This is a genomic window from Fundidesulfovibrio sp. YSD1 (genome assembly GCF_055397115.1).
Window position 1 is genome coordinate 2,803,568 of sequence record NZ_AP043666.1, and the last position, 12,898, is coordinate 2,816,465.

A 12,898-nucleotide genomic window follows, 5' to 3' on the forward strand; every position below is an offset into this window, starting at 1 on the left:
GGAATGAAAGAGGGGGACAATCCTTTTTACGTTGCATTCTTGAAGTGAAGCCGCAATCGCGGCGCGGTCAGTCGCCGGAGGACTTGTCGTGGATTGGCAGGGCCAGGTAGAAGGAGCTGCCCTTGCCCGGCTCGCTCTCCACGTTGACCACGCCGCCGTGCAGTTCCACGATGCGCCGCACGATGGTCAGGCCCAGGCCCGTGCCCTGACTGCGCCGCGTGCTCGAGGTGTCGGCCTGGAAGAAGGCGTCGAAGATGCGCAGCAGGTCGTCGTCCGGGATGCCCGGCCCGGTGTCCGAGACCTCGAAGAGCGCGGACTGGCCCGTCCTGCCCACACCGATGGTGATGGTGCCCTTGTCCGTGAACTTGACCGCGTTGTCCGCCAGGTTGAGGAGCGCCTGCCTGAGCCGCAGGGGGTCGGCCATGATCTCCAAGGGCTCGGAGTAGGCCTTCACCTCGATGCCCTTGGGCTCGGCCATGGCCTCGGCGGCCTGGGCCACCTCCAGCACGAGCTCCTCGGCGTTCACCGGCGCGAGCCTGAGCCTGGCCTGGCCGGCCTCCATGTCGGAGATGTCCAGCAGGTCGTTTATCAGCGCGAGCAGGCGGTTGGCGCTGTCCTCGATGTCCTTGGCGATGTTGGCTGCCTCGGAGGGGTCGGGCATGCTGTGCGAGTCGGTGAGCAGCGAGATGTTGCCCAGGATGATGGTCAGGGGCGTGCGCAGCTCGTGGGAGACGATGGAGAGGAAGTCGGACTTGATCCGCGTGGCCTCCTCGGCGGCCTTGCGCGCCTGGGCCTGGGCCTGCTCGGCGTGGCGCTTGGCCGTGATGTCGCGCGCGATGGTGGAGGCCCCGGTGGGCTTGCCCTCGGAGTCGAGGATGGGCGAGACGGTCAGGGCCACCACGAGGCGCTTGCCCGCCTTGTCGCGCCGGATCGTCTCCAGGCGCACCACACCCTTGCCCTCGCGCATGCGCTGGCTCACGGCCTCGTGTTCCTCGCGCTTCTCCTCGGGCACGATGAGCTCCGCCACGCTCGCGCCCATGGCCTCGGACGCGGGGTAGCCGTAGAGCTCCTGCGCGCCCTTGTTCCAGTAGGTCACGGCCCCGTCCAGGGTCTGGCCGAGCACGGCGTCGCCGGTGGAGTCCACGATGGAGGCCAGCTCGCGCACGCGCCTGAAGGTCTCCTTCTCGCGGGTGAGGTCGTGCAGGATGCCCACGAAGAAACCGCCGCCCGCGCCCTCGCCCACGGAGAGGTAGGCGGGGAAGGTTGTGCCGTCCTTGCGCAGGGCCGGGATCTCGCGGCCGATGCCGATGATGTGCTTCTCGCGGGACTCGATGTAGCGGGTGACGTAGGCGTCGTGCCGGGAGCGGTGCGGCTCGGGCATGAGCATGGAGACGTTCTGGCCGAGCACCTCGTCCGCGCGGTAGCCGAAGAGCCTCTCGGCCGACCTTGAGAAAGCCTGAACGCGCCTGTCCGAGCCGATGATGACCATGGCGTCCACGGCTGCGTCCAGGATGGCCGCGAGCTGGTCGCGGCTTTGCCGGGCGGTGCTGTCGTCGCTGTTCACGGGTGCTTTATGGCGGCAAAGGGGCGTTCTGGCAAGAAAGGATTGAGCTTGTGAAAGCGAGGCCCTTGCCACTGGGGAATCAGCGTGCTAAGGGAATGGGGCCATCCTTCCGGGCTAGTTCAATCGCAGTGCGTAACGCACTTTTTCGTATAGATTCTGAGCATTTGTGGCTTTTGTAACTAATTTCACTTTCGGCTTGACGAGGTGGTGGCATCTCGTTAAATTCCTCACAAGCCATCGGGCCGGTGGCTGTCGTAAGGAGGTTAACGGTGGGGCGGACAGAATGCGTGTGGGGTTTTTCAGGCTCTCGCTTGCGCGTTGTCTCCGCGTTCGCCGTATCCGCGCTTGACCCGTTGTGATCTGGCGCCCGGCCGCGACTTCTAGGTCGCGTCGCCGGGTGTCTTTTTTCCCCCTCATGGGGCGGGCGGCGTACTGTTTTGTGGAAGGGAATAAGGAATCAACCATCAAACTAGCGTGGAGGACGTGGTATGCCTACCTTTGTCGATCCGAGCAAATGTGACGGGTGCAAGGGCGGCGAGAAGACCGCCTGCATGTACATTTGCCCCAACGACCTGATGATCCTCGATCCGGCCGAAATGAAGGCCTACAACCAGGAGCCCGAGGCCTGCTGGGAGTGCTACTCCTGCGTGAAGATCTGCCCCCAGGGCGCCATCGAAGCCCGGCCCTACGCCGACTTCGCGCCCATGGGCGGCGTCTGCGTCCCCATGCGCTCGGCTGACTCCATCATGTGGACCGTCAAGTTCCGCAACGGCAACACCAAGCGCTTCAAGTTCCCCATCCGCACCACTCCCGAAGGCTCGATCAAGCCCTATGACGGCAAGCCCGAGCCCGGAAGCCTGGAAGATGAGAAGCTCTTCACCGAGACCTGGGATCTGGCCAAGCCCCAGGCGACCGTGATGAAGAAGTTCGACATCACCGATGCCGACTCCGCCCAGTGCTGGCTGGACGGCTTCTGCAAGTAGTAGCGGATCCGAAGCGCAACCCAAGAATATAAGGAGCACGAGAAATGCCCCGTATTCCCATGAAAGAAGAGGCGAAGGGCGTCGCTCTCGCCGAGCCGGAAATCGTCGAAAAATACGTCGACATGCTGCTGGTCGGCGGCGGCATGGGCACCTGCGGAACCGCTTTCGAGGCCTGCCGCTGGATCGACAAGCTGGGCGGCGGCCTCTCCCTGATGCTGCTCGACAAGGCCTCCCTCGAGCGCTCCGGCGCCGTGGCCCAGGGCCTCTCGGCCATCAACACCTACCTGGGCAAGAACAACGCCGACGACTACGTCCGCATGGTCCGCACCGACCTGATGGGCCTCGTCCGCGAAGACCTGATCTTCGACCTGGGCCGCCACGTCGACGACTCCGTGCACCTCTTCGAAGAGTGGGGCCTGCCCTGCTGGACCAAGGACGAGCACGGCCACAACCTTGACGGCGCCCAGTCCAAGGCCGCCGGCAAGTCCCTGCGTTCCGGCGCCGACCCCGTCCGCTCCGGCCGCTGGCAGATCATGATCAACGGCGAGTCCTACAAGTGCATCGTGGCCGAAGCCGCGAAGAACGCCCTTGGCCAGGACCGCTACCTCGAGCGCGTGTTCATCGTGAAGCTGCTGCTCGACGCCAACACCCCCAACCGCATCGCCGGTGCGGTTGGCTTCTCCACCCGCGAGAACAAGGTCTACATCTTCACCTGCAACGCCATGGTCGTTGCCTGCGGCGGCGCGGTGAACGTGTACAAGCCCCGCTCCACTGGTGAGGGCATGGGCCGCGCCTGGTACCCCGTGTGGAACGCCGGTTCCACCTACACCATGTGCGCTCAGGCCGGCGCCGAGATGACCATGATGGAAAACCGCTTCGTGCCCGCCCGCTTCAAGGACGGCTACGGACCGGTCGGCGCCTGGTTCCTGCTCTTCAAGGCCAAGGCCACCAACGCCAAGGGCGAGGACTACTGCGTCACCAACCGCGCCATGCTGAAGCCCTACGAGGATCGCGGCTACGCCAAGGGTCACATCATCCCGACCTGCCTGCGTAACCACATGATGCTCGCCGAAATGCGCGCCGGCCGCGGCCCCATCTACATGGACACCGCCACCGCGCTGCAGACCACCTTCGCCAACCTGAACGCCGAGCAGCAGAAGCACCTCGAGAGCGAAGCCTGGGAAGACTTCCTCGACATGTGCGTGGGCCAGGCCAACCTGTGGGCCGCCATGAACATCGAGCCCGAGAAGTCCGGCTCCGAGATCATGCCCACCGAGCCTTACCTGCTGGGCTCCCACTCCGGCTGCTGCGGCATCTGGGCTTCCGGTCCGGACGAGGAATGGGTTCCCGAGGAGTACAAGGTCCGCGCCGACAACGGCAAGGTCTACAACCGCATGACCACCGTGAACGGCCTCTGGACCTGCGCTGACGGCGTCGGCGCCTCCGGCCACAAGTTCTCCTCCGGCTCCCACGCCGAGGGCCGCATCGTCGGCAAGCAGATGGTGCGCTGGTGCGTGGACCACAAGGACTTCAAGCCCTCCATCAAGGAGAAGGCCGAAGACCTGAAGAAGGAAATCTACCAGCCCTGGTACACCTTCGAAGAGAACAAGGCGATCTCCACCGACCCGATCATCAACCCGAAGTTCATCTCCCCGAAGAACTTCATGATGCGCCTCATCAAGTGCTCCGACGAGTACGGCGGCGGCGTCGGCACCCTGTACACCACCTCCAAGTCCCTGCTGGACACCGGCTTCAAGCTGCTGGCCATGCTGGAAGAAGACTCCAAGAAGCTGGCCGCCCGCGACCTGCACGAACTGATGCGCTGCTGGGAGCAGTTCCACCGCCTGTGGACCGTTCGCATGCACATGCAGCACATCGCCTTCCGTGAGGAGTCCCGCTACCCCGGCTTCTACTACCGCGGCGACTTCCCGGGCCTGGACGACAGCAAGTGGAAGTGCTTCGTGAACTCGAAGTACGACCCCACCACTCGCGAGACCAAGGTCTTCAAGCGCCCCTACGTTCAGATCATCCCCGACGCGTAAGTCGGACCAAGCACGGCCGCGGGCGCATGCCCGCGGCCGTTTTTTCAAGCCGGAATACGGCCGTTTGTCCCAAACGGTCTGATCCGGGGCGCGCCGGGGCGAGGCGTCCCGGATCAGGCCGTTTGACCGTGAAAGGTCAAATCCGAGCAGGGAGGTGTCAATGTCTGGCAACGCGATTCTGGTGGTCGGCGGGGGATTCAGCGGTATCACCGCTGCCCTGGAGGCCGCCGAGATGGGCTACGAGGTCATCCTCGTGGAGAAAAATCCCTATCTTGGGGGACGGGTGGCTCAGCTCAACCAATATTTCCCCAAGCTTTGCCCCCCTTCGTGCGGGCTGGAGATCCAGTTCCAGCGCATCCGCAACAATCCCAAAGTGAAGGTGCTGACCATGGCCGAGATCACCAAGGTCTCTGGCCAGGCCGGCAACTTCGACGTGACCGTGGCCATCAAGCCGCGCTACGTCAACGAGAAGTGCACGGGCTGCAACGCCTGCACCGAAGCGGCGGAAACCCTTGTGGACTGTGAGTTCGATTTCGGCATGGGCAAGCGCAAGGTTGCCTTCAGGCCCAACCTGTTCTCCTTCCCCATGCGCTACGTCTTCGAGAAGGGCCGCTGCTCCGAGGCCGAGGCCAAGAAGATCGAGGCTTCGTGCGTCTACGGCGCCATCGACCTGGCCGACCAGGAGCGCACCCAGGTGTTCAAGGTCGGGGCCATCGTGGAGGCCACCGGCTGGAAGCCCTACGACATGTCCAAGCTCACCAACCTGGGCGCGGGCAAGTTGAAGAACGTCATCTCCAACATGCAGATGGAGCGCCTCTGCGCGCCCAACGGCCCCACCGGCGGGCTCCTGCTCAGGCCCTCGGACAAGGCCGCCCCCAAGCGCATCGCCTTCGTGCAGTGCGCCGGTTCGCGCGACGAGAACCACCTGAACTACTGCTCCTACATCTGCTGCATGGCCAGCCTCAAGCAGGCCACCTACATCCGCGAGCGCGTGCCCGAGGCGTTGGTCACCATCTACTACATCGACCTGCGCACCCCCGGCCGCTACCAGAAATTCCTGGAGAAGGTTTCCGCCGATCCCAAGCTCTCGCTGGTCAAGGGCAAGGTGGCCGAGCTCACCGAGTCCGCTTCCGGCAAGGTGCTGGCCACGGTGGAGGACGTCGAGTCCGGCATCAAGAACATCGAGGAGTTCGACCTGGTGGTCCTGGCCACCGGCATGCAGCCTTCCACGGCCGGCGAAGCCGTGGCCCTGAACGCGCCCCGTGACGAGGAAGGCTTCTTTATCGGCTCGGACGGCACGGGCGTGATCGCCACGGGCTGCGCCAAGCTGCCCTTGGACGTCATGCGCTCGGCCCAGGCGGCCACCGGCGCGGCGCTCAAGGCCATACAAACGGTTGCGGGGAGGTAAGGATTCATGGCCGAGAAAATAGGTGTGTACGTCTGCGGCGGCTGCGGCATCGGCGAAGCCGTCGATGTGGACGCAGTGTGCACCGCGGTGAAGAACAAATACCAGCCGCAGTGCCCGGTCATCAAAACCAGCCCCGTGCTCTGCTCGCCCGAAGGCAAGGCGGCCATCGAGGCCGACATCGCCGAGGCCGGGCTCGACGCCGTGTGTCTGTGCGCCTGCTCGCCCCGCGTGAAGTGGGACGTGTTCCAGTTCGGCGACGCCGTCCAGGTCGAGAGGGTCAACCTGCGCGAGCAGGCCGTCTGGTCCTTCGACAAGGAGACCGGCGCCATCGAGAAGGCCAAGGGCATCGACGACCTGCAGATCCTCTGCAACGAATACTCGCTCATGGGCGTGGTGAAGATCAGCAAGTCCAACATCCCCGCTCCCGAGGCCACCGAGACCTGCAAGACCATCATGGTCCTGGGCGGCGGCTGGACCGGGCTGAACGCGGCCAACGCCGCGGCCTCCCTGGGCTACGACGTGATCCTGGTGGAGAAGGGCGACACCCTGGGCGGCAAGGCGGCCAACTTCCACAAGACCTTCCCGCTCTCCTACCCCCACACCGAAGCCCATGACCCGGGCGTGGACAAGCTCATCGCCCAGGTGAACGCCACCAAGAAGGTGACCATCTTCTCAGGCACCACCCTGGAGAAGCTCTCCGGCGCGCCCGGCCAGTACAAGGCCGAGCTGTCCAACGGCCAGACCCTGGACATCGGCGCCATGGTGTTGGCCACCGGCTGGGAGCCCGGCGACACCAAGTACCTGGCCCCCATGGGCTACGGCGCGGTGAAGAACGTGATCACCGCCGCCGAGCTCGAGGCCATGGCCAAGGCCGGGGCCATCACCCGGCCTTCCGACGGCAAGCCCGCGAAGTCTGTGGCCTTCCTGCTGAACACCGCCCTGTGCACCACCGAGGCCTGCCCGGCCGACGTGACCATGGAGTGCGACAAGGAGGCCGAGGCCCCGCAGAATCCCCCCGCCGAAGGCGAGGCGGCCCCTGCCGAGGCCCCGTTCTGCGACCTGGAGTCCCAGCGCCACCTGGCCCTGTCCTCCGAGATCAGCACCCTGGTCGCGCTCAAGCAGGCCAACTACGTGATCGAGAAGAACCCCGAGGCCGTGGCCTTTATCTTCTACGACCACATGATGGTCCCGGGCATCAACGAGCGCTACTACAAGGCCGCCCAGGACAACCCGGGCGTGATGCTCTCCAAGGCGCAGGTCAAGGCCGTGAAGGCCGGGGCCGGCGACACGGTGGTCGTCTCGCTCGAGAAGACGCTCCTCGGCGACGCAATCGAGATCGAGGCCGACCTGGTGGTCCTGCCCACCGCGCTGGTGCCCTCCACGGCGCACAGCCCGGTGATCAACCTCGAATACCGCCAGGGCCTGGCCTTCCCGGACCTGGGCCTCTTCGAAGGGTACGCGGATTCCAACTACATCTGCTTCCCCTACGAGACCCGCCGCACCGGCATCTACGCCGCCGGAGCCGTGCGCCAGCCCATGGGCTTGGCGCTCGCCGCCGACGACGCCATGGGCGCGGCCTTGAAGGCCGTCCAGTGCGTGTCCAGCGCCAACAGGGGCGTCGCGGTCCATCCCCGCTCGGGCGACCGCAGCTACCCCATCTTCAACTTCGTTCGCTGCACCCAGTGCAAACGCTGCACCGAGGAATGCCCGTTCGGAGCCCTGGACGACGACCCCAAGGGCACCCCGATGCCCAACCCCACGCGCTGCCGCCGCTGCGGCACCTGCATGGGCGCCTGCCCCGAGCGCGTGATCAGCTTCGACAACTACAACATCGACATGATCGGCTCGATGATCCGCGAGATGCAGGTCCCGGCCAAGATCGAGAAGGGCGGGCCCCGCGTGCTCATCCTGGCCTGCGAGAACGACGCCTACCCGGCTCTCGACATGGCCGCCCTGCGCCAGAAGTCCTGGAGCGCCTACGTGCGCATCATCCCGGTGCGCTGCCTGGGTTCGGTCAACGCCATCTGGGTGGCCGACGCCATGTCCAAGGGCATCGACGGCGTGCTGCTGCTCGGCTGCAAGTACGGCGACGACTACCAGTGCCACTTCGTCAAGGGCTCCGAGCTGTGCAACCGCCGCAAGGAGAACATCTCCGAGTCGCTCAAGCGCCTGGGCGTGGAAGCCGAACGCGTGGACCAGTTCCAGGTGGCCATCGACGAGTACGACACCGTGCCCGGCATGATCGACGAGTTCATGGACATGATCGTGAAAATGGGTCCCAACCCGTTCAAAGGATACTAGGAGGCCCTGCTTATGTCTTCTCCGGTCCGGATACAACCCGACCCGAGCTTCGTCAGGGAGCTTCAGGCCGCTGGCGGCGAATCCGTCAAGAAGTGCTACCAGTGCGCGACCTGCTCCGTGGCCTGCCCGCTGTCGCCCTCCGAGAACCCCTATCCCCGCAAGGAGATGGTCTGGGCGCAGTGGGGCCTCAAAGACAAGCTCATGAGCGACATCGACGTGTGGCTCTGCCACAACTGCGGCAACTGCTCGGACCTTTGCCCGCGCGGCGCCAAGCCCGCGGACACCCTGGCGGCCGTGCGCAACATGACCTACCGCAAGCTGGTGGGCCCCACGGCCATCGGCGAGTGGATGAGCTCCTCCAAGGGCCTGCCCAAGCTGATCGCCATCCCGGCCATCATCTTCGCGGTGATCTGGCTCATCCGCATGAAGGGCTTCGCCATTCCCGAGGGTGAGATCAAGTTCAGCAAGCTCTTCCCCGGCGACTTCACCATCGACCCGATCTTCGGCGCGACGTTCGTCTTCGTGGTCTGGTGCTTCTACAAGGGCATCATGAACATGTGGAAGTCCTTCAAGGACATCCCCGAGACCTTCCAGCTCGGCGAGAAGGTCCAGAAGCCCACGCTCGTCCAGGCCATCATCGACGTGCTGCGCGACGAGATCGCCACCCATCGCAAGTGGAACGACTGCGGCAACGACAACAGCGAGCGCTTCAAGGGCCACTGGGCGCTCCTGTTCGCGTTCGTCGCCCTGTTCATCGTCACCTCCGTCGTGGCCGTGTCCCACTGGGGCTCGTACGTGCCCGGCTTCGCGTGGCTGCACGTCCTGGGCGATACGCCCATGGCGCTCTACAGCCCGGTGAAGCTCCTTGCCATCGTGGGCATGGTGCTCGGCTTCTACGGCCTGACCATGCTCACCCGCCGCCGCCTGAACCTGGACTCCCAGAAGCAGGGCTCCAGCTTCTACGACTGGTACCTCTTGGGCGTGATCTGGGCGGTCTTCGCCACCGGCGCGGGCTGCTTCATCCTGCGCCTCGCCGGACTGGCCGGCCTGGCCTACTTCGTCTACTACCTGCACCTGATCAGCGTCTTCATGCTGATCGGCTACCTGCCCTGGTCCAAGCTCGGGCACCTGGTGTATCGCACGACGGCCCTGGTATATGCGCGCATGTGCGGGCGGCTCCCCATTTCGCGCGTTGAAGACAAAGTTTTCGAGATCTAAGAGGAGGAACTCCCCATGGCTGAGACCAAAGTTTTCCCGATGAACACCTTCATGGCTTACCTGAAGGGCGTGGACAAGGAAGGCCAGAAGAAAGGCGTCGTTGAGCTGGTGAGCTACATGGCCGACACCGTGGTCGACGAGGAGTTGGCTCCTTTCGCCGCGGCCATCGCCAAGGCCTGGATCTACGAGCAGCACCCCGAAGTGATCGCCATGAGCGCCGCTCAGCTGGGCACCACGGCCAAGAACGTGTCCGTGCCCAAGCTGCCCGCCGAGACCGTGGGCGAGATCGGCTCGCTGTTCGCCAAGCTGGGCGAATACAAGACCACCGTCAACGCCCAGGCCGAGGAGCTGGCCAAGGTGAAGGCCGAGCTGGCCGCCAAGACCGCCACCCTGGCCGACGCCGAGGCCAAGCTGAAGGCCGCCGAGGCCGCCGTGAAGCGTTTCGAGGATTCCTCCCAGAAGGAGTCCGAGAAGCTGCTGGTCGCCCCCCTGTCCAAGGTCAACGAGTACATCGGCAAGGTCGATGAGCTGCTCAAGATGATCGAGGACGTGAAGAAGCACGGCGTGGTCACCGTGGCCGCTGGCGGCGTCGCCGCCGGTGGTGCCGCTGGCGCCGCCGCCGCCGAGCCCGAGCCGGTGGTGGACTTCGGCGTGGAGGACTCCTTCACCAAGTCCGACTGGTAGGATACCAGGCCCAGGCCTGTTTCCAGCAGGGCCGCCCGGCGACGGGCGGCCCTTTTCCGTTGTCCGCCGGGGCGCAGCCCCGCCTCTGCGTGTTTGGGGATGGACACGCACGGCCAAGCGGTACAATAATCGGGCGTTCAACACTCAACGCACGAGGCGTCTATGAGTTCGTTCGACTACGACCTGGGGGTCATCGGCGCGGGAGCGGCCGGCCTCACCGCCGCTGCCGGAGGCGCGCGCCTGGGCGCGAAGGTCCTGCTCGTGGAGAAGGGCCCGGCCCTGGGCGGTGACTGCCTGCACCACGGCTGCGTGCCCTCCAAGACCCTCATCGCCTCGGCCAACCTGCGCCACCGCATGGCCCAGGCCGAACGCCTGGGGCTGTCACCGGTGGAGGTTCCCCCCGCCGATTTCGGCCGCCTGGCCGGGCGCATCCGCGAGGTCATCGGCCGCATCCAGCTCCACGACTCACCGGAGCGCTTCTGCTCACTGGGCGCGCAGGTGGAGTTCGGCTCGCCCGAGTTCGTGGACGAGCACAGCGTGCGCCTAAACGGCAAGACCGTCTCGGCGGACCGCTGGATCGTGGCCACCGGCTCCTCGCCCTCTGTGCCGGACATCCCGGGGCTCAAGCACACCCCGCACCTGACCAACAAGACCCTCTTCAGCATGGAGTCGCTGCCCGAGACGCTCTTGATCCTGGGCGGCGGGGCCATGGCCGTGGAAATGGCCCAGGCCTTTCAGCGCCTCGGCAGCGGCGTGACCCTGCTCCAGCGCTCGGGCCAGCTGCTCACCGGGGAGGACCCGGACCTGGCCGCCATGGTGCGCGCCAGGCTCGAATCCGAGGGCGTACGCGTGATCACCGGGGCACGGGCGAAGTTCGCCAGCGTGGCCTACGGGCTGAGGCACGTGGGCTACGCGCTCGAGGACGGCACCGAGGCGGTTGCCTCGGCCAAGGCCCTGTTGGTGGCCCTGGGCCGGGCTCCCAACGTGGCCGGGCTCAAGCTCGAGAACGCGGGCGTGGCCTACACCGGGAAGGGAATCCCAACGGACCTGCGCCTGCGCACCACGGCAGCCAACATCTACGCGGCCGGGGACGTGCTGGGCAAATGGATGTTCACCCACGCGGCCGGGTACGAGGGTGGCGTGGCCCTGACCAACGCCGTGGCCAGGCTGCCGCGCAAGGCCGACTACACGCTCATGCCGCGCGCCACCTATTGCGACCCGGAGCTGGCCGGGATCGGGCACAACGAGGTGTCCGCTGCCAAGGCCGGGATCGAGGTCAGCGTGGTCGTGCAGCGCTTCGAGGACAACGACCGTGCCCTTGCCGAGGGCTCGAGCGAGGGAATCTGCAAGCTTCTGGTTGACCGCAAGGAGAAGGTGGCGGGCGTTCGCATCCTGGGGCCGCGCGCCGGGGACCTCCTGGGCGAGTGGGCATCGGCCATGGCAGGGGGCGTCAAGCTCTCGGAGATGGCCCAGGCCGTGCATCCCTATCCGACCCTGGCGGAGATCAACAAGCGCATGGCCGGGGAGTACCTCGCGCCCAAGGTGTTCGAGGGCGTGGCCCCCAAGCTCTTGAAGATCGTCTTCGGCCTCAAGGGCCGGGCCTGCGGGTAGCGCGCGGGGCCGGCCTACCTCTCGCCAAGCATGGCGGCGCGCCCGGCCATGCCCGTCAGCTCCACGGCCACCTGCTTCATGTTGTAGTAGTAGCTGAAGAAGCGCATCACCGACTCCAGGCTGTAGGAGGGCAGCACGCGCTCGCGCCTGACGCGCGTCAGGCAGTCCTCGGCAGCGGCCATGGCCCGCTCCAGGTCGGCCATGGGGCCGGGGTCGCGCTCCTGGCTTATGGCCAGGGCCAGGCGGGTCATGGCGGTGATGGTGGTCTGGGCCAGGACGTCCATGTCCTTGGCCACGAGCTCGTGCAGGGTCTCCAACTCCTCGTAGTGCACGGCGTGCTCCATGGAGAGCAGGTGCTCGGCGATGCGCTCGGTGAAGTTGAAGAGCGAGACGCTGATGTGCTCGGAGTGCGTGAGCCCCGAAGGTTCGCGCTTGGCCTCCTCCAGGAGCTTGCGGTTGTTCTCGCGCGTGGCCATGAGCGTGGAGCGCGCCTCGGCCTCGTCCGCCTCGCTGCAATCGGGCGTGACCCGGCAGGAGAGCAGGATGGAGTAGAACTGCGCCTCGTCGTTCAAGGCCTTGACCACGCCGGATTTCAGCTGCCTGCCAGCCCGCGACGGCCAGACCAGCATGGAGAAGGCCAGGGCGATGGTCACGCCGAGCCCAATTTCAAGGAAGCGCTCCACCACGAACGCCAGATAGGAGCCGGACTGGTTGCCCAGCAGGATGACGATGGTCGCGGTGAGCCCGGCCATGCGGAAGGACTCGTGCAGGTGGATCATGTAGGCGCAGACCAGGATGGTCAGGCCCACGCCAACTCCCAGGGCGACGAAGCCCGAGCCGAGCAGGGCCAGGGCGGCCGCCCCCAAAACCGCGCCCACGGCCGTGCCCACGATGCGGTTGACGCCCGCCTGGTACGATCCTCCCAGGTTGGTCTGCATGACGATGACCACGCTGATCACGGCCCAGTAGCCCTGGGACATGTTGAAAAGGGTTACCAGGGCGTAGGTGGTCACGGCCGCCAGGGCCGTCTTGATGGCGTGCTTGACGTGCAGGGAGCTGGGCTTGGGGAGTCTCATAGCGTATGGAT

At 65.7% G+C, this 12,898-nt stretch carries 9 protein-coding genes; 7 read left to right on the plus strand and 2 right to left on the minus strand.

What is annotated here, in order from left to right:
* Positions 1-67: 67 nt before the first annotated feature.
* Complete coding sequence (locus ACZ5V4_RS13105; RefSeq protein ID WP_464315308.1) at positions 68-1,564, minus strand: PAS domain S-box protein; 1,497 nt, start codon at positions 1,562-1,564, stop codon at positions 68-70.
* A 488-nt stretch (positions 1,565-2,052) separates the two neighbouring features.
* On the opposite strand from ACZ5V4_RS13105, the gene aprB reads away from it, so the two are divergent.
* The 7 genes from aprB to ACZ5V4_RS13140 all read left to right on the plus strand — a co-directional run bounded on the left by aprB (position 2,053) and on the right by ACZ5V4_RS13140 (position 11,811).
* Positions 2,053-2,547 (plus strand): adenylyl-sulfate reductase subunit beta, encoded by a 495-nt coding sequence (aprB, locus tag ACZ5V4_RS13110; protein WP_464315309.1) that lies wholly within the window; start codon positions 2,053-2,055, stop codon positions 2,545-2,547.
* A gap of 44 nt (positions 2,548-2,591) precedes the next feature.
* Positions 2,592-4,589 (plus strand): adenylyl-sulfate reductase subunit alpha, encoded by a 1,998-nt coding sequence (gene aprA / locus ACZ5V4_RS13115; RefSeq protein WP_464315310.1) that lies wholly within the window; start codon positions 2,592-2,594, stop codon positions 4,587-4,589.
* Between the two features lie 160 nt (positions 4,590-4,749).
* Positions 4,750-5,997 (plus strand): CoB--CoM heterodisulfide reductase iron-sulfur subunit A family protein, encoded by a 1,248-nt coding sequence (locus tag ACZ5V4_RS13120; protein ID WP_464315311.1) that lies wholly within the window; start codon positions 4,750-4,752, stop codon positions 5,995-5,997.
* A 6-nt stretch (positions 5,998-6,003) separates the two neighbouring features.
* Entirely contained in the window at positions 6,004-8,298 is a 2,295-nt protein-coding gene (locus ACZ5V4_RS13125; protein WP_464315312.1) for a hydrogenase iron-sulfur subunit, read from the plus strand.
* Between the two features lie 12 nt (positions 8,299-8,310).
* Positions 8,311-9,516 (plus strand): quinone-interacting membrane-bound oxidoreductase complex subunit QmoC, encoded by a 1,206-nt coding sequence (gene qmoC / locus ACZ5V4_RS13130; RefSeq protein ID WP_464315313.1) that lies wholly within the window; start codon positions 8,311-8,313, stop codon positions 9,514-9,516.
* A 15-nt stretch (positions 9,517-9,531) separates the two neighbouring features.
* The gene (locus ACZ5V4_RS13135; protein WP_464315314.1) at positions 9,532-10,200 is read left to right on the plus strand and encodes a hypothetical protein; all 669 of its coding nucleotides are present in this window, start codon (positions 9,532-9,534) and stop codon (positions 10,198-10,200) included.
* Positions 10,201-10,362: 162 nt separating this feature from the next.
* Positions 10,363-11,811 (plus strand): dihydrolipoyl dehydrogenase family protein, encoded by a 1,449-nt coding sequence (locus tag ACZ5V4_RS13140; RefSeq protein ID WP_464315315.1) that lies wholly within the window; start codon positions 10,363-10,365, stop codon positions 11,809-11,811.
* 14 nt (positions 11,812-11,825) lie between these two features.
* Here ACZ5V4_RS13140 and ACZ5V4_RS13145 read toward each other — a convergent pair whose 3' ends face one another.
* Entirely contained in the window at positions 11,826-12,887 is a 1,062-nt protein-coding gene (locus tag ACZ5V4_RS13145) for an FUSC family protein (RefSeq protein ID WP_464315316.1), read from the minus strand.
* Positions 12,888-12,898: the final 11 nt, after the last annotated feature.